The sequence below is a fragment of the Pseudomonas sp. MF6767 genome (assembly GCF_016405475.1).
GTDB lineage: Bacteria > Pseudomonadota > Gammaproteobacteria > Pseudomonadales > Pseudomonadaceae > Aquipseudomonas > Aquipseudomonas paracarnis.
Window position 1 is genome coordinate 40,740 of record NZ_JAEKCY010000005.1, and the last position, 15,383, is coordinate 56,122.

The 15,383-nt window shown below is 60.3% G+C and carries 17 protein-coding genes; 13 read left to right on the forward strand and 4 right to left on the reverse strand.

Translation table 11 applies throughout. From position 1 onward, the window contains the following. Window positions 1-39: 39 nt before the first annotated feature. The 9 genes from JFT58_RS10435 to JFT58_RS10475 all read left to right on the forward strand — a co-directional run bounded on the left by JFT58_RS10435 (window position 40) and on the right by JFT58_RS10475 (window position 8,621). On the forward strand, window positions 40-825 hold the full coding sequence (locus tag JFT58_RS10435) for a TatD family hydrolase (RefSeq protein ID WP_054897936.1): 786 nt from the start codon (window positions 40-42) through the stop codon (window positions 823-825). A 445-nt stretch (window positions 826-1,270) separates the two neighbouring features. Next, complete coding sequence (locus tag JFT58_RS10440; protein ID WP_034128432.1) at window positions 1,271-1,936, forward strand: TetR/AcrR family transcriptional regulator; 666 nt, start codon at window positions 1,271-1,273, stop codon at window positions 1,934-1,936. A gap of 139 nt (window positions 1,937-2,075) precedes the next feature. After that, window positions 2,076-3,044, forward strand: a complete 969-nt coding sequence (locus JFT58_RS10445; RefSeq protein ID WP_019817203.1) for a GTP 3',8-cyclase MoaA — start codon at window positions 2,076-2,078, stop codon at window positions 3,042-3,044. Between the two features lie 111 nt (window positions 3,045-3,155). Continuing rightward, complete coding sequence (locus tag JFT58_RS10450) at window positions 3,156-3,761, forward strand: DUF4823 domain-containing protein (RefSeq protein WP_034128431.1); 606 nt, start codon at window positions 3,156-3,158, stop codon at window positions 3,759-3,761. Between the two features lie 16 nt (window positions 3,762-3,777). Then, window positions 3,778-4,338, forward strand: coding sequence for a DUF1285 domain-containing protein (locus tag JFT58_RS10455; protein WP_034128430.1), 561 nt, complete (start codon window positions 3,778-3,780; stop codon window positions 4,336-4,338). Between the two features lie 70 nt (window positions 4,339-4,408). Further along, window positions 4,409-5,122: a GntR family transcriptional regulator gene (locus tag JFT58_RS10460; protein WP_054897937.1), complete on the forward strand. Its 714-nt coding sequence runs from the start codon at window positions 4,409-4,411 to the stop codon at window positions 5,120-5,122. Next, window positions 5,119-6,120 carry an ADP-ribosylglycohydrolase family protein gene (locus JFT58_RS10465; protein ID WP_034128428.1) on the forward strand — a complete coding sequence of 334 codons (1,002 nt, stop codon included), beginning with the start codon at window positions 5,119-5,121 and terminating at the stop codon, window positions 6,118-6,120. Before JFT58_RS10460 ends, JFT58_RS10465 begins: the two co-directional genes overlap by 4 nt. 130 nt (window positions 6,121-6,250) lie before the next feature. Continuing rightward, complete coding sequence (locus JFT58_RS10470) at window positions 6,251-7,717, forward strand: purine-cytosine permease family protein (RefSeq protein ID WP_103299809.1); 1,467 nt, start codon at window positions 6,251-6,253, stop codon at window positions 7,715-7,717. Continuing rightward, window positions 7,710-8,621 (forward strand): PfkB family carbohydrate kinase, encoded by a 912-nt coding sequence (locus tag JFT58_RS10475; RefSeq protein WP_034128426.1) that lies wholly within the window; start codon window positions 7,710-7,712, stop codon window positions 8,619-8,621. Before JFT58_RS10470 ends, JFT58_RS10475 begins: the two co-directional genes overlap by 8 nt. Before the next feature lie 116 nt (window positions 8,622-8,737). On the opposite strand, the gene JFT58_RS10480 is transcribed toward JFT58_RS10475, so the two are convergent. The 4 genes from JFT58_RS10480 to JFT58_RS10495 form a co-directional block, all read right to left on the reverse strand. Next, on the reverse strand, window positions 8,738-9,118 hold the full coding sequence (locus JFT58_RS10480; protein ID WP_054897938.1) for a hypothetical protein: 381 nt from the start codon (window positions 9,116-9,118) through the stop codon (window positions 8,738-8,740). 48 nt (window positions 9,119-9,166) lie between these two features. Further along, window positions 9,167-9,433, reverse strand: coding sequence for a hypothetical protein (locus JFT58_RS10485; RefSeq protein ID WP_032895690.1), 267 nt, complete (start codon window positions 9,431-9,433; stop codon window positions 9,167-9,169). Between the two features lie 51 nt (window positions 9,434-9,484). Then, window positions 9,485-9,823: a hypothetical protein gene (locus JFT58_RS10490; protein ID WP_034128424.1), complete on the reverse strand. Its 339-nt coding sequence runs from the start codon at window positions 9,821-9,823 to the stop codon at window positions 9,485-9,487. Window positions 9,824-9,908: 85 nt separating this feature from the next. Continuing rightward, window positions 9,909-11,105 carry an MFS transporter gene (locus JFT58_RS10495; RefSeq protein WP_034128423.1) on the reverse strand — a complete coding sequence of 399 codons (1,197 nt, stop codon included), beginning with the start codon at window positions 11,103-11,105 and terminating at the stop codon, window positions 9,909-9,911. A 188-nt stretch (window positions 11,106-11,293) separates the two neighbouring features. On the opposite strand from JFT58_RS10495, the gene JFT58_RS10500 reads away from it, so the two are divergent. The 4 genes from JFT58_RS10500 (at window position 11,294) to araG (ending at window position 15,371) form a co-directional block, all read left to right on the forward strand. After that, window positions 11,294-11,773: a GNAT family N-acetyltransferase gene (locus JFT58_RS10500; protein ID WP_034128422.1), complete on the forward strand. Its 480-nt coding sequence runs from the start codon at window positions 11,294-11,296 to the stop codon at window positions 11,771-11,773. A 267-nt stretch (window positions 11,774-12,040) separates the two neighbouring features. After that, window positions 12,041-12,862 carry an SDR family oxidoreductase gene (locus JFT58_RS10505; protein ID WP_054897940.1) on the forward strand — a complete coding sequence of 274 codons (822 nt, stop codon included), beginning with the start codon at window positions 12,041-12,043 and terminating at the stop codon, window positions 12,860-12,862. Window positions 12,863-12,894: 32 nt separating this feature from the next. Further along, window positions 12,895-13,875, forward strand: a complete 981-nt coding sequence (locus tag JFT58_RS10510) for a substrate-binding domain-containing protein (RefSeq protein WP_082423423.1) — start codon at window positions 12,895-12,897, stop codon at window positions 13,873-13,875. Next, on the forward strand, window positions 13,872-15,371 hold the full coding sequence (gene araG, locus JFT58_RS10515) for an L-arabinose ABC transporter ATP-binding protein AraG (protein WP_140915352.1): 1,500 nt from the start codon (window positions 13,872-13,874) through the stop codon (window positions 15,369-15,371). The genes JFT58_RS10510 and araG overlap by 4 nt, the downstream gene beginning before the upstream one ends. Window positions 15,372-15,383 lie beyond the last annotated feature (12 nt).

Here is a 15,383-nt window from a genome sequence, read left to right on the forward strand (position 1 = left end):
GTTGGCCCTACCTCTTTTGTGACTTAAGCTCAGATTCCTATGCTCGTAGATTCCCATTGCCACCTTGATCGCCTCGACCTTGCCCAGCACGGCGGCTCCCTCGACGTCGCCCTTGAAGCTGCCCGCCAGCGTGGGGTAGGGCACTTCCTGTGCATTGGCGTCAGCGCCGACAACGCCGCCGACGTCAAAGCCCTGGCTGATCGCTACGCCGACGTCGATTGCTCGGTGGGCATTCACCCGCTTGACCTCAAGCCAGGCGAAGCGCCTGCTCTGGACTGGCTATTGGGCGAACTCAACCATCCGCGAGTGGTGGCCATTGGCGAAACCGGCCTGGACTATCACTACGAGCCTGAAGCTGCCGAGTTGCAGCAGGCCTCGTTCCGCCTGCACCTGCAAGCCGCCCGGCAGACGGGCAAGCCGGTGATCGTCCACACCCGAGGCGCCCGTGCCGATACCCTGGCCTTGCTGCGTGAAGCCGCGTTGCCGCAGGCTGGCGTGTTGCATTGCTTTACCGAAGACTGGGACATGGCCAAGGCGGCCCTGGACCTGGGGTTCTATATTTCCCTGTCGGGCATCGTCACCTTCCGCAATGCCGACGCGCTGCGCGATGTGGCCCGCCAGGTGCCCGCCGACCGCCTGCTGGTGGAAACCGACTCGCCGTACCTGGCGCCCATCCCCCATCGCGGCAAACCGAACTTGCCCGAATATGTACGTGACGTGGCTGATTACCTGGCGATGCTGCGCGGCGAATCGTACGAACGCTTTGCCGAGCAGACTACCGAGAACTTCAAGCGCCTGTTCCCGCTGGCCCACGTAGCCGGTTAGGGCGGCCGAATTCCAGGCAAAAAAAACCCGGGTTCTGGGGGGTGAATCCGGGCTAAGACCATTAGGAGTAAAACAAGGGCACGCAGTCCGTCGGTACCCAGGTCGACGCGTCACTTGGGGGAGATGTCGCGCCGACAGTTGAAGTATTGACCACTATCCTATTCAGTCCAGTCGTGATTGATCGTTTTTTAAACAGATTTGGAATACGCGGCCTTCGCTTGAGTTCTCAGTGGGCTGGTGGGCAGGTTCAGGTGTTGCGTATTATTTCTGACTGATAACGGCGAAATCGTTGGCGCATTGAAAGTTATGTGCCTGACGGGTTCACATAGACATTGCCCAACGACCGTTCAGTCGGGATAATCCCTCGCACCGGGTAAATCGTATCGCCACGTATCCATGGCCCTGCGCAACCCTCCCTATTTCCGACCTTTGCAGACTCTTCCTCATGCACAAAGAACCCCGTAAGGTCCGTGAATTTCGCCGCCGTGAGCAGGAAATTCTCGACACCGCGCTCAAGCTGTTCCTCGAACAAGGTGAAGACAGCGTCACCGTCGAGATGATTGCGGATGCCGTGGGTATCGGCAAAGGCACGATCTACAAACATTTCAAGTCCAAGGCCGAAATCTACCTGCGCCTGATGCTCGACTACGAGCGTGATTTGAACGAGTTGCTGCATTCGGCGGATGTCGACAAAGACAAGGAAGCCCTGTCCCGCGCTTACTTCGAGTTCCGCATGCGTGACCCACAGCGCTACCGCCTGTTCGACCGCCTGGAAGAGAAGGTGGTCAAAGGTCACCAAGTGCCGGAGATGGTCGAGGAGCTGCACAAGATCCGCGCCTCGAACTTCGAACGCCTGACCCTGTTGATCAAGGGCCGTATCAGCGAAGGCAAGCTTGAAGACGTGCCACCGTATTTCCACTACTGCGCCGCCTGGGCCTTGGTGCATGGCGCTGTGGCGCTGTACCACTCGCCGTTCTGGAGCAATGTGCTGGAAGACCAGGAAGGTTTCTTCCAATTCCTGATGGACATCGGCGTGCGCATGGGCAACAAGCGCAAGCACAGCCCGGAACTGCCGGGCGCCGAGAAGAGCGGCGACACCCCTGCCACGTAAGTCATTCGCCACAGTGATGGCGCAACGATTTACTGCCAGGCGCAGTAACCCAGGAATATACTCAGGCAAGGACCTTGCTAAAAGCTGAGTTATGAGTCAGCTTTTAGCGCGCCCGAATTATCCTCTGCCGGAGTGATCCATGATCGTTGATCGTCAAGGCAGGCGTTTTCGCAATTTGCGGATCAGCCTGACTTCAGCCTGCAATTATGCGTGTACCTATTGCGTGCCTGACGGCAAGCGGCTGGTGGCTGCCCAGGATGAACTGTCGGCCGAGGCCATGGCCCGAGGCGTGGCTTACCTGATCGAAGCGGCGGGTATCGAGCGCTTGCGCATTACCGGCGGTGAGCCGTTGGTCAGCCCCAAGTTGGAAGCCTTCATGGGGGCGGTAGGGCAGATGGGCCTGAGCGACATCAGCCTGACCACCAACGGCCAACTGCTGGCGCGTAAACTGCCGTTGCTGGTGGCAGCCGGTATTCGGCGCATCAATGTCTCCCTCGACACGCTGGATGCCGACGCTTTCCGCAGTATCGCCCGTGGCGGCGACCTGGCCACCGTGCTCGATGGCATGGACCAGGCCAGTGCTGCCGGAATCAAGATCAAGGTCAACATGGTGCCGTTGCGCGGCCAGAACCTGGACCAGGTGATGCCGTTGCTCGATTACTGCCTGGCGCGTGGCTACGAGCTGCGCTTTATCGAACTGATGCGCATGGGGCACCTGGCCAAAGACTCCAACGCGTTCCTGCAACAGTTCGTCAGCTTGCAACAGCTGCTCAGCTTGATTGGCGAGCAACATGAATACCTGCAAGCCAACGCACCCGTCGATGCGACGGCGGTACGCTACGAAGTGCCGGGCAAAGGCTTCTTCGGTGTGATCGCCAACGAGAGCGTACCGTTCTGCCGTACCTGTTCGCGGTTGCGGTTGTCCTCCACCGGTTGGCTGCATGGGTGCCTGTCGTCCAGCAATCGCCATTATGTCGGTGACTTGCTCGATCAACCGCGTCACCAGGCGTTGCCGGCGTTGCAGGGCTTGTTGATGAAGGCCTTGGCCGACAAGCAGGAAGTGGCGTTCTCCGGCGGTGCCACGATCATGAAGATCATTGGTGGCTAAGCTAGATATTGCGGGTTCACACATTTGATTTGTAGCGCAGCTGAATGGCGCGGATTCTGCATCCCACGCCCCATTCGCCGGTTTCCTGTCACCGGCCTCTGGAGGATTAGGATGCGTAGTCTGGTTTTGCTGCTGGCGTCATTGGCCCTGGGCGGTTGCATGACCGTCAGTGATATGGCCGAAGGCACCCGCTATCAGATGAGCGATGCCGGGCTGCTCGATCACAGCGATACGCGCCGTACCGCCTCGGTGCGCATACAGCCGGATTCCTTTGTATTTATTGCCCAAGGTGCCTTCGTGCCGCCGGGCAGCGCCTACCCGCGGCCCAATGTGGTGGCCGAGGAAGCATTCAATGGCTTCGTTGAATATTTCCCCATGGTGCGTCGCGCCCGCCAGCCCGAAGGTCTTGAACAGGCCATGGCCGAAGCCCGTGCCGTCGGTGCTCACTACCTGCTGTATTGCCGTTTTGCGGCAGCCGATGACCGTATCGGCAACGCCGACGAGTGGACCGACCAGCAAGCCCTGGACCGCCTTGGCCTGGACAGCGGGGTGATCCAAGTCATGTTGATCGAGACCAGCACCCAGTATTTGATTGATACTGCACGTATTCGCAGTCGTGGCGGTTTACTGACGTTCCACGACACATCGCCACAAGATTTGATCGCTCGCCCCCTGGCGCAATATGCCCGCGGTTTGCTGGGTATGAGTGATCAGTAAGACAGAGGAGCCCGCCATGACCGATTCCGCCAAGGCCAATGATCTATTGGCCCAACTGCCCAAGGGCAAGGGGCCGGCACCGGTGCATTTGTGGAACCCGGATTTCTGCGGCAACATCGACATGCGCATCGCCCGCGATGGCACTTGGTTCTACCAGGGCACACCTATCGGGCGAAAGCCGATGGTCAAGTTGTTCTCCAACATCATCCGCCGCGATGGCGATGATTATTTCCTGGTGACGCCCGTGGAGAAGGTCGGCATCCGTGTCGATGACGCACCCTTTGTTGCAGTGACACTGGAAGTGCAAGGGCAGGGCGAAAGCCAGGTATTACGCTTTACCACCAACGTCGACGAACAGGTCGAGGCAGGTCTCGAGCACCCGCTGCGGGTGGTGACCGACCCTATCACCCAGGAACCCGCCCCCTATGTGCGCGTTCGCACCAACCTCGAAGCCCTAGTGCATAGAAACGTTTTTTACCAGTTGGTGGAGCTGGCGGTGAGCCGTCCGATCAACGGTCAGAACTGGCTTGGCGTCTGGAGCAGCGGGGAGTTTTTCCCCATCGGCCTGGAGCCCTGAGGCGGTTTTTGTCTTCAGCCTGAAATAATCCTCTTGCGGTAAACGCGCGCTTTCGGTTATCAATTTGTACATGATTAGACATGTTCGATTTGATAAGAAAAAACGCGTCGTCGATGAGCTCATCCGCCGTATCGAAGGTGGAGTCATGGCCGACGGCTTTCTGTTGCCGGGCGAGCACCAACTGGCCGAGGAGTTTGCGGTCAGCCGCGGCACGCTGCGCGAGGCGCTGGCCGAGCTCAAGCGTCGCAACTACATCGCCACCCAGAGCGGCGTCGGTTCGATTGTCACCTTTGACGGCATGGTGTTGGACCAACGCAGCGGTTGGGCCCAGGCCTTGGCCGATACGGGCGCCCATGTAAGCACCGACGTCCTGCGTTTCGAAGCCGTGACGCGCCCGCATCTGTTCAGCCGTTTCGGCACCGACCAGTTCATTACCCTCGACCGCCTCCGGCGCACGGCTGACGGTACAGCGGTGTCGCTGGAACGCTCGTTGATGCCGGCCGTTGGCGATCTGGAAAACCTGCCCCACATTGGGCTGATCGATAATTCCCTGACCATCACTCTGGCCGCCTACGGCTACGTCGGGGCCGACGGTGACCAGTGGATCGGTGCTGAACCCCTGAGCGATGAAGACGCCGAATTACTCGGGCGCCCCAGCGGTACGGTATTTCTCAAGGCGTCGCGCACCACCTATGATCGTCGCGAGCGCTTCATGGAGCATGTCGAAAGCCTGCTTGACCCGTTGCACTTTCGCCTGCATCTGCAGTTTGGAGCGTCGAAATGAGCCGAGAAAATCGCGCACTTGGCGCCTTTTATGGCCTGGCCCTGGGCGATGCCTTGGGCATGCCCACCCAATCCTTGAGCCGCGAGCAGGTACAAAAGCGCTTCGGTGCTATCACCGCCTTGGAAGATGCCGACGCGGACCAGCCCATTGCGCCCAACATGCCTGCCGGTTCCATCACCGATGACACCGAACAAGCCATCCTGGTTGCCGAGTTACTGGTGCAAGGCCAGGGCAAGATCGAGCCCACCGTGCTTGCCCAGCGCCTGATCGACTGGGAAGCGGGGATGCGCGCCAAGGGTTCCCAGGACTTGCTCGGGCCGTCCACCAAACGCGCAATCGACATGATCCTCGCCGGTCATACTCCGGAGGAATCCGGGCGCTACGGCACCACCAATGGTGCGGCCATGCGCATCACCCCGGTGGGCATCGCCGTCGATGTCAGCGACCCGGCGCGGTTTATCCAGGCGGTGATCCAGGCATGCCAGGTCACCCATAACACCAACCTGGGTATTTCCAGCGCTGCGGCCGTGGCGGCGGTGGTCTCGGCTGGCATCAATGGCGTGGACCTGGGGGAAGCCCTGAATATCGGGACCCAGATTGCCCGACAGGCCGAAAGCCATGGTCACTGGATCGCGGGCGGACGCATTTCTACCCGCATCAGTTGGGCTCGCACCCTGAGCGTCGGCAGCGGCGACAAAGCGTTGTTTGCCGACCTGCTTTACGAGTTGATTGGTACTTCGGTGGCTTCTCAGGAATCGGTGGTGGTCTCGTTTGCCTTGGCCCAGCAAGTGGCGTCGGGTGATATGAACGCCTTCGAAGCCCTGTGCCTGGCGGCCAGCCTGGGCGGCGACACCGACACCATTGCCGCGATCCTCGGCGCCATGCTGGGGGCGTGCCTGGGTATGCAGTGCTGGCCTGAGGCGTTGGTTGAACAGGTCAAGCGGGTCAATGGCCTGGACTTGCAGCCGCTGGCCCAAGGGTTATTGGCCTTGCGATAAACACGGAACCAAATGTGGGAACTGGCAAGCCAGCTCCCACATTCAAAAGCGTTGGGTCAGGAAGACTGGATAAAGATTCGACTCGCTGCCACAACCACAACAACAATACAGGCATCAGGAGCCCCCCTTAATGAGCAGCCCCTCTTCCGGCCAAACCGCCGGGCAACTGGAAACACGCGGCATTGAGCCGGTCCCGGAAGGCGAGTGCAACGGTCATCCGCTGCAACTGTTCTGGGTGTGGTTCGCGGCCAATATCAGCATCCTCGGTTTGCCCCTTGGTGCAACGCTGGTGGCGTTTCGTGGCCTGGCCATCTGGCAGGCGATCATCGTCGCGATTCTTGGCGCCGCGGGCTCCTTTGCCGTAGTGGGCATCATCTCCATCGCCGGTCGCCGTGGTCGTGCGCCCAGCTTGACCTTGTCCCGCGCCATTTTCGGTGTGCGCGGCAATATCGGCCCGACATTGGTGTCGCTGATGTCCCGCCTGGGTTGGGAAACCGTCAACACCACCACCGCAGCCTTCGTATTGTTGTCGTTGAGCTCCATCCTGTTCGGCTCGGCAGTGGAGGCCAAGAGCGCGCCGGTGCTCACCCTGATCCTCATTGCCATCTTCGTGCTGTTGACCCTGGCCGTATCGGGCCTGGGCCACGCCACGTTGCTGGTGATCCAGAAGTGGGCCACCTACGTATTCGGCGGCCTGAACATTCTGGTGGGCGGCTTTCTGTGTGCCACCATCGACTGGAGCGCGGTGTTCAACGCCACCCCGGCGCCGTTGAGCGCGATGATCATTGGCGTAGGCACCATGGCTGCGGGTACCGGTATCGGCTGGGCCAACGCCGGTGCAGACATGTCGCGTTACCAGCACCGCAGCGTCAAGGCCGTGCGCCTGGTGGCCTCCGCCGCGTTTGGTGCAGGTATCCCGCTGGTGCTACTGATCACCCTGGGTGGCCTGTTGTCGGTGGGTAACAATGACCTGGCATCGGCCACCGACCCCATCATCGCGATCCGCGACATGCTGCCGACCTGGATGGCCGTGCCGTACCTGATCACCGCGTTCGGCGGCCTGTTGCTGTCGAACAACCTGTCGGTGTACTCGGCCGGCCTCACTACCCTGACCCTGGGCTTGAAGGTCAAGCGCGTGCATGCAGTGATCGTTGATATCGTGGCGATTTTTGCCGGCTCCATCTATTTCATGCTGATCGCCGATAGCTTCTATGGCCCGTTCATTACCTTCATTTCGCTGCTGGCGGTGCCGATCACGGCGTGGGTTGGGATTTTCGTGGTCGACCTGATTCACCGTCATTACTACAGCCCCACCGACCTGCTGGACGTCAGCGCCAGCAGTGCCTACTGGTATCGCGGTGGCGTGGAGTGGCGTGCATTTGGCGCCTGGGCCGTGGCCATTGTGCTGGGGTTCAGCTTCACCACCATCGGCACCACCGCCGAAAACATCTGGTTTGCCGGGCCGCTGTCCGACTCCTGGCTGGGCCACAACGGGCTCGGCTGGATCGTGACCTTCGTGGTGGCTGGCGGAATATATGCAGTCTTGGGCGGAGCGTCTGACCGTCGTCCGGGTTTAGCAGAGAGCGCCAATGTCTAGATTGCTGCACACCGGCCAGGTCATTGTCGACCTGGTCATGGGCCTCGACACCCTGCCGGCAAGCGGCGGTGACGTGCTGGCCAACTCCGCCAGTTTCCAAGTCGGTGGCGGTTTCAACGTAATGGCTGCGGCACGGCGCAATGGGTTGCCGGTGGTTTATCTGGGCCGCCATGGCGATGGGCGCTTTGGCGAGCTGGCGCGTGCCGCGATGCAGGCCGAAGGTGTTGAAATGGCCTTGGCGGCCAGCGCTGGCAAAGATACCGGGTTGTGCGTGTCGCTGACTGAAGCGAGCACCGAACGCACCTTCATCTCCCATCTCGGCGCCGAGGGGGAGCTGAGTGCCGACGACTTGGCTCAGATCGTCCCGCGTATCGATGATTATGTGTACGTCAGTGGCTACAGCTTGCTGCTTGAAGGTAAGGCGCAGCCGTTGCTTGACTGGCTGCTGGCGCTTCCGCGAGAGATCGTGGTGGTATTCGACCCGGGCCCGCTGGTCAAGGCGCCGGACTCGGCGTTGATGCGTGCCTTGTTGCCGCGTATCGACATCTGGACCAGCAATGGCCCTGAAGCCCTCGCGTTTACCGGGGCGGCGGATATGAGTCAGGCGCTGCCCATGCTGAATCAGCACTTGCAGGCACTGCTGGTTGTGCGTGATGGACCAAATGGTTGCTGGGTAGGGCGCGGGGTAGAGACTGAGCATGTACCTGGCTTCAAGGTGCAGGCGGTAGACAGCAATGGTGCGGGGGATGCGCATGCAGGGGTATTTATCGCCGGGTTGGCGCAGGGCTTGAAACCCGTTGAGGCGGCGCGTCGAGCGAACGCAGCGGCGGCGTTGGCGGTGACGCGTTGGGGGCCGGCCACTTCACCTGGCGTCACCGAAGTCGACGCATTGCTGGCTGAATAAATACGCACAACCCTAGGGGAGCGGGCTTGCTCGCGAAGGAGGTGTATCAGTTAAAGCATGTGCTGACTGACACACCTCATTCGCGAGCAAGCCCGCTCCCACAACGGGTTCTGCGTTTAACCTGCTTTTTTCAGCGCTTGAACCAACTCATCTTTGCGCATGGTTGAGCGCCCAGGAATATCCTTGGCCCTCGCCTCTTTCATCAAACTTTCCTTAGTCTGCGTACCCAGCGAAGCCCCACTGCTGCGCGGGTGGCCTTCACGGCTGGCAGCGGCACGCTTGGCCGATTCCTGCCGGTCCTGGGTTTTCTTGGCCGGTGCTTTGCGCCTGCCTGATCCGCCGGCTTTTTCACCACCGCCGGACTGTTTGTTGACGGTCGCCCAGGCGCGGGCTTCGGCTTCGTCCTTGGGCAACCCCTTATGCTCATAACTGTCTTCGATATGAGCGGCCTTGCGTTTCTGTTCGTCGGTGTATTTGGCTTTGCTTCCACGAGGCATCGCTAAAACTCCCTCTGGCCCCAGTCGCGGGGCCAGGCCAGAAATGGATTACTGAGTACTTTGAGCGTCGAGCTTGCGCGCCTCATCCACACCAGAAGCGGTGAGCTTGATCGGCAGGTTCAACGCGTATTCGCCGGCGTCGTCGGTGGTCACATGCCCATCCTTGATCAGCCCGCGGTCCTGCAGGAACGCCAAGACACTGGCGACCTCTTTTTCACCGCGGTAATTGTCCAGCACCTCCTTGCCCAAGCCTTGCGGATGGGCGTGCAGCAGGCGGGTGAGGACTTCTTTTTCAAGGTTTCTATCGACGTTCATGCGTACCTCTTCACTGGGAAATGGTCGGGTGTTGGTCGTACCAAGGGTGCATCAAGGCGCTGGTTGTTTCTGCGCGCCGGGGATGTTCGAGTCGTCGCCCTTGTTGATCTTCGGCTCATTGTTGCTCGTGCCAGGGCCCATCTTGCCGTTGCCTACGGCAGGCGGTGCCTGGCGCTGGGTGTCGTTGCCTTTGGTGCGTGGGTCGGCGCTGTTGTCGATGATCGCGCCACCGTTGGTATCCAGGCCGGTGCCCATGGATTTTTGCGACTCGGTAGTGGCGTCCGGCGTTGGATCGGTGGGGCCAGTGGTCGAGCTAGCCGCAAAGGCGCTCAAGGACGCGGCAGACAACAGGCCGGTGAGGGCGAGGGCAGCAAATTTGGAATTTTTCATCAGGGTGTCTCCATATGATTAATGTCCTTACCCTGTATTGGTCTGCCCGCGTTTGCCGATCGTGCCGGGATGGCGACGAACGGTATCAGCTCACATGTATCACTTTATGTGCCGATAGTCGGCGCGCTACCAAGCGCGCCACTGTGATCGTCCAGTTGAGTGCGGCGATCACCAGTACGCTCAGCATCATTGTCGCAAGGCCGAAGTCGACGATGATCTTGCCTGCGAACCAGGGAAACCCGAAGACGCCGATAAAGTACGCCAGGCTGAACAGCAATAACGCCTGGGAAGTGGTGCCGCTGGGCGCTTCGTTGGCCACCAGGCCGTTAATCACCGAATACGTCAGGCCATACCCGATCCCTAGCGTGGCGGCGGCGAGCACATAACTGAGGTTGCCGCTGACACCAAACGCGAACAGCGTGATCGCGCCGAGCATCACCCCGGATAATACGCAGGCAGCCTGGTACGCATCGCGCTTGACCACGAAACCGGCGATCAGCAGGCGACTGATAATTGCCGCTGTCAGGAAACCCGCGAAGAACAGCGAATAGTCCAGCTTATGGGCAACGGCATAGCTGGTCTGGAACGAAGATAGCCCCCCGAATACGCAGCCACCCAGGCCAACCATCAGGATGGCGAACGCCGCCTTGGAAGACAGTACGCGGCGGCTTGCAGCCCAGGAAATCCTGGAGGTCGGTACATTCGCGTGCTGTCGCAACCGAGAGCCCATGCGCCAGAACATCACCACCCCGGCGAGGCTGGCGAGCCCGGCAATATAAAACGCCGTTGTCAGGGGCAGGTCCAGCGCAGTGGCGGCGCGTCCCAGCAAAGGGCCGGAACCTATGCCGCTCAACATACTGCCCGAGAGCAAGGCGAAATATTTGGCCCGCTGGCGGGGTTCCACCAGCAGCGTCACGATGATCGGACCCAAGGTATAGAACACGCCCCAGCCCAAGCCAAGGGACAATCCAAACAGCATCAAGCCCTGGCCAAACCCTGGCGTCAGGGCAAACCCCAGGCAGGCCACCACTAACAATAGGCCGGTGCTCGCAATCGCTCGCGCCGCGCCCATCGCATCGGCCAGATGCCCGGAAAGCACCACCGCTACGAAGGTGCTGAGCATTGCCGTGGCAATGACACTGCCCGCGTCGTGTTCATTACCGCCACGGGCATGGATCAGCAGTGACAACAAAAAGGTCGAGCCGTAAGACAGTGACAGCAGGAAACTGGCGAGGCAGAACAGCGCGAATGTCTTCGTGCCCACTGGTGGCGTGGCGTGCATGAGCAGGTCTCTGATCGTTGGATTTATGCCCATTGTTTACCATGGGCGTCCCCAGGCTTTGTTCTGTGGTTGCTGATGCTTGCTTCACCCCGCGCCGGAGTGAAACGCGCTGATTGGCATCAATTGCACTGCAAACGGCCATCAAACCGTCTTAGTATGTGGCCTTTGAATTTGCCCAAGGCTCGCCCATGACCATCGAGATTCGCCCCGCCGTGCCCAGCGATGCTGCGCAAATCCTGACCTTTATCACTGAACTGGCCGAGTACGAGAAAGCCCGGCATGAAGTGATCGCCAGCGTGGTGGATATCGAACGCAGCCTGTTCAGCGAAGGCGCCACGGCCCATGGCCTTATCTGCTTGCGCGACGGCTTGCCGATTGGCTTTGCGGTGTTCTTTTTCAGTTACTCGACGTGGCTGGGCAGTAACTGCCTGTACCTGGAAGATCTGTACATCAACCCGGAACAACGCGGCGGCGGGGCCGGCAAGAAGTTGCTGCGCCACTTGGCCAAGATCGCCTGTGACAACGGTTGCGGGCGCTTTGAATGGAGCGTGCTGGACTGGAACGAGCCAGCGATTGCCTTCTACAAATCCATAGGCGCCCAGCCTCAGGAAGAATGGGTGCGTTATCGCATGGAAGGCGATGCCCTGCGCGACTTTGCCCAAGGCTGACGCCTCATTTATGTAAACACTAAAACCAGATGTGAGCTTTCCTGTGGCGAGCAAGCTTGCTTGCGCTGGGGTGCGAAGCGCCCCCCAAAAGCGGGAGTCTGCTGCGCAGACAGCGGGAGCAAGCTCCCTCGCCACAGCTAACCCGCTCGAACATTTTTTTATTTTTCTCAATATATGGGATCTTAATTTATATATTGAGATATTTCAGGCGATGAGTTTATAGTCGCCAGCATCAGCACTCACTACAAAAAATAAAAAGGTGAAGCGATGCAGGCGCAACCGTTGTCCCTACCCGCCGTGCCCGAGCCGACTTATGGCGAGCGGCTGAAGAACAAGGTGGTGATCGTCACCGGCGCCGCCCAAGGCATTGGCGAAGCCATCGTTGCCTGTTTCCAGGCCCAGCAGGCGCGGTTGATCATTGCGGATATCCAGGGCGACAAAGTCGAGAAAGTCGCCGCTCATTGGCGCGAACGCGGCGCGCAGGTTTACGCCCAACCGGTTGATATCACCTCCAAGGATCAATGGCAGGCACTGGTCAACCTGGCCATCGAGCGCTTTGGCCGCGTGGATGTGCTGGTCAACTGTGCCGGGGTCAACGTGTTCCGTGACCCGCTGGAGATGAGCGAAGAGGACTGGCGCCGCTGTTTCGCCATCGACCTCGACGGCGCCTGGTACGGCTGCCGTTCGGTATTGCCGCACATGATCGAGCAGGGCATCGGCAACATCATCAATATCGCGTCCACCCATTCCAGCCACATCATTCCCGGTTGCTTTCCTTACCCTGTGGCCAAGCACGGCCTGCTCGGCCTCACCCGTGCACTGGGCATCGAGTACGCGCCCAAGGGCATCCGCGTGAATGCCATCGCCCCCGGCTATATCGAAACCCAGCTCAACGTCGATTACTGGAACGGTTTCCCAGACCCCCACGCCGAACGCCAGCGTGCGTTCGACCTGCACCCGCCCAAACGCATTGGCCAGCCCATCGAAGTGGCCATGACAGCACTGTTCCTGGCGACCGACGAGGCGCCCTTTATCAACGCCACTTGCCTGATGATCGATGGCGGGCGGTCTGTGATGTACCACGACTAAAGCGTTTTCCAATAACAAGAAGGAGGTGGTCCATGTTCAAGCAAACACTCGGTGCCGTGGCACTGGCAATGGCGTTCTGCGGCTGGGTATCGGCTGAAGAAGTGAAGATCGGTTTCCTGGTCAAGCAGGCCGAGGAACCCTGGTTTCAAACGGAGTGGGCATTCGCGGAAAAAGCCGGCAAAGAGCATGGTTTTACTGTGATCAAGATCGCCGTGCCCGATGGCGAAAAAACCTTGTCGGCCATCGACAGCCTGGCCGCGAATGGCGCCAAGGGTTTTGTGATCTGCCCGCCGGACGTGTCCCTGGGCCCGGCCATCGTTGCCAAGGCCAAGGTCAACGGTTTGAAAGTGATGGCCGTGGATGACCGCTTTGTCGATGCCAAGGGCAACTTCATGGAAGACGTGCCATACCTGGGAATGGCCGCGTTTGAAGTGGGCCAGAAGCAGGGCGCCGCCATGGCCGCCGAAGCGAAAAAACGCGGTTGGGACTGGAAGGACACCTATGCGGTGATCAATACCTTCAACGAACTCGACACCGGTAAGAAGCGTACAGACGGCTCGATCAAATCCCTCGAGGAGGCCGGTATTCCCAAGGACCACATCCTCACCGCTGCGCTGAAAACCCTCGACGTCCCCGGCAGCATGGACGCCACCAACTCGGCCTTGGTCAAGCTGCCGAACGGGGCGAAGAACCTGATCATCGGCGGCATGAACGACAACACCGTGCTCGGCGGCGTGCGCGCCACCGAAAGTGCCGGCTTCAAGGCCGCCAACGTCATCGGCATCGGCATCAATGGCACCGACGCCATTGGCGAATTGAAGAAAGCCGACAGCGGTTTCTTCGGCTCCATGCTGCCCAGCCCGCATATCGAGGGCTATAACACCGCGCTGGCGATGTACGAGTGGGTCACCACCGGCAAGGAACCGGCCAAATACACCGCCATGGACGAAGTGACCTTGATCACCCGCGCCAATTTCCAGGAAGAACTGACCAAGATCGGCCTGTGGAAATGAGCGGCGCGGCCCTGCGTTTCAATGGCATCGGCAAGGAGTTTCCCGGTGTGAAAGCCCTGGCGCAGATCAGCTTTGAAGCGCGGCCGCATTCGGTGCACGCGCTGATGGGCGAGAACGGCGCCGGCAAGTCGACCCTGCTGAAAATCCTCGGCGGCGCCTACATTCCGTCCAGCGGTACGGTGCAGATCGGCGCGCAGACCATGGCCTTCAAATGCGCCGCCGACAGCATCGCCAGCGGTGTGGCGGTGATTCACCAGGAGCTGCATCTGGTGCCGGAAATGAGCGTGGCCGAGAACCTGTTCCTCGGGCATTTACCCACGCGCTTTGGCGTGGTCAACCGGCGCCTGCTGCGCAAGCAGGCCCTGGCCTGCCTCAAGGGGCTGGCCGATGAAATCGACCCCGACGAGAAACTCGGGCGCCTGTCCCTGGGCCAGCGCCAACTGGTAGAAATCGCCAAGGCGCTGTCCCGTGGCGCCCATGTGATCGCTTTTGACGAGCCGACCAGTAGCCTCTCGGCGCGGGAAATCGAGCGCTTGATGGCGATCATCACGCGCCTGCGCGAGGAGGGCAAAGTGGTGCTCTACGTGTCGCACCGTATGGAAGAAGTGTTCCGTATCTGCGACGCAGTGACGGTGTTCAAGGACGGTCGCTACGTGCGCACGTTCGAGGACATGAACACGTTGACCCACGATCAGCTGGTGACCTGCATGGTCGGTCGCGATATCCAGGATATCTACGATTACCGACCGCGTGAGCAGGGCGAAGTGGCGCTCAAGGTAGACGGCTTGCTCGGTCCTGGCCTGCGTGAACCAATCAGTTTTCAGGTGCGCAAGGGCGAGATCCTGGGCCTGTTCGGGCTGGTGGGCGCGGGGCGTACCGAGCTGTTTCGCCTGCTCAGTGGGTTAGAGCGCGCCAGTGCCGGCAGCCTGGAACTGTGCGGGCAAGCGCTGCAACTGCGCTCACCCCGGGACGCCATCTCCGCCGGGGTATTGCTGTGTCCGGAAGACCGCAAAAAGGAAGGCATCATTCCGCTGTCCAGCGTGGCGGAAAATATCAACATCAGCGCCCGTAGTGCCCATGCCTCGTTCGGCTGGTTGCTGCGCGACGGCTGGGAGAGGGACAACGCCGAGCGGCAGATCCAGGCCATGAAGGTCAAGACGCCGAGTGCCGAGCAGAAAATCCTGTACCTGTCCGGTGGCAACCAACAGAAAGCCATCCTTGGCCGCTGGTTGTCGATGCCGATGAAGGTCCTGCTGCTGGACGAGCCCACCCGGGGTATCGACATCGGCGCCAAGTCGGAGATCTACCAGATCATCCATAACCTGGCGGCCAGTGGCATTGCGGTGATCGTGGTGTCCAGCGACCTGATGGAGGTGATGGGCATCTCCGACCGCATCCTGGTGATGAGTGAAGGCGCCTTGACCGGTGAGTTGCCCCGCGCCCAAGCGGATGAAGCGCGCCTGCTGCAACTGGCGCTGCCACAGTCGCGGGCTTGAACAAGAATAAGA

Coding starts and splice junctions, on each gene's coding strand:
- JFT58_RS10435 (WP_054897936.1), top strand. CDS start 40: ATGCTCGTAGATTCCCATTGCCACCTTGATCGCCTCGACCTTGCCCAG.
- JFT58_RS10440 (WP_034128432.1), top strand. CDS start 1,271: ATGCACAAAGAACCCCGTAAGGTCCGTGAATTTCGCCGCCGTGAGCAG.
- JFT58_RS10445 (WP_019817203.1), top strand. CDS start 2,076: ATGATCGTTGATCGTCAAGGCAGGCGTTTTCGCAATTTGCGGATCAGC.
- JFT58_RS10450 (WP_034128431.1), top strand. CDS start 3,156: ATGCGTAGTCTGGTTTTGCTGCTGGCGTCATTGGCCCTGGGCGGTTGC.
- JFT58_RS10455 (WP_034128430.1), top strand. CDS start 3,778: ATGACCGATTCCGCCAAGGCCAATGATCTATTGGCCCAACTGCCCAAG.
- JFT58_RS10460 (WP_054897937.1), top strand. CDS start 4,409: ATGATTAGACATGTTCGATTTGATAAGAAAAAACGCGTCGTCGATGAG.
- JFT58_RS10465 (WP_034128428.1), top strand. CDS start 5,119: ATGAGCCGAGAAAATCGCGCACTTGGCGCCTTTTATGGCCTGGCCCTG.
- JFT58_RS10470 (WP_103299809.1), top strand. CDS start 6,251: ATGAGCAGCCCCTCTTCCGGCCAAACCGCCGGGCAACTGGAAACACGC.
- JFT58_RS10475 (WP_034128426.1), top strand. CDS start 7,710: ATGTCTAGATTGCTGCACACCGGCCAGGTCATTGTCGACCTGGTCATG.
- JFT58_RS10480 (WP_054897938.1), bottom strand. CDS start 9,118: ATGCCTCGTGGAAGCAAAGCCAAATACACCGACGAACAGAAACGCAAG.
- JFT58_RS10485 (WP_032895690.1), bottom strand. CDS start 9,433: ATGAACGTCGATAGAAACCTTGAAAAAGAAGTCCTCACCCGCCTGCTG.
- JFT58_RS10490 (WP_034128424.1), bottom strand. CDS start 9,823: ATGAAAAATTCCAAATTTGCTGCCCTCGCCCTCACCGGCCTGTTGTCT.
- JFT58_RS10495 (WP_034128423.1), bottom strand. CDS start 11,105: ATGCACGCCACGCCACCAGTGGGCACGAAGACATTCGCGCTGTTCTGC.
- JFT58_RS10500 (WP_034128422.1), top strand. CDS start 11,294: ATGACCATCGAGATTCGCCCCGCCGTGCCCAGCGATGCTGCGCAAATC.
- JFT58_RS10505 (WP_054897940.1), top strand. CDS start 12,041: ATGCAGGCGCAACCGTTGTCCCTACCCGCCGTGCCCGAGCCGACTTAT.
- JFT58_RS10510 (WP_082423423.1), top strand. CDS start 12,895: ATGTTCAAGCAAACACTCGGTGCCGTGGCACTGGCAATGGCGTTCTGC.
- araG (WP_140915352.1), top strand. CDS start 13,872: ATGAGCGGCGCGGCCCTGCGTTTCAATGGCATCGGCAAGGAGTTTCCC.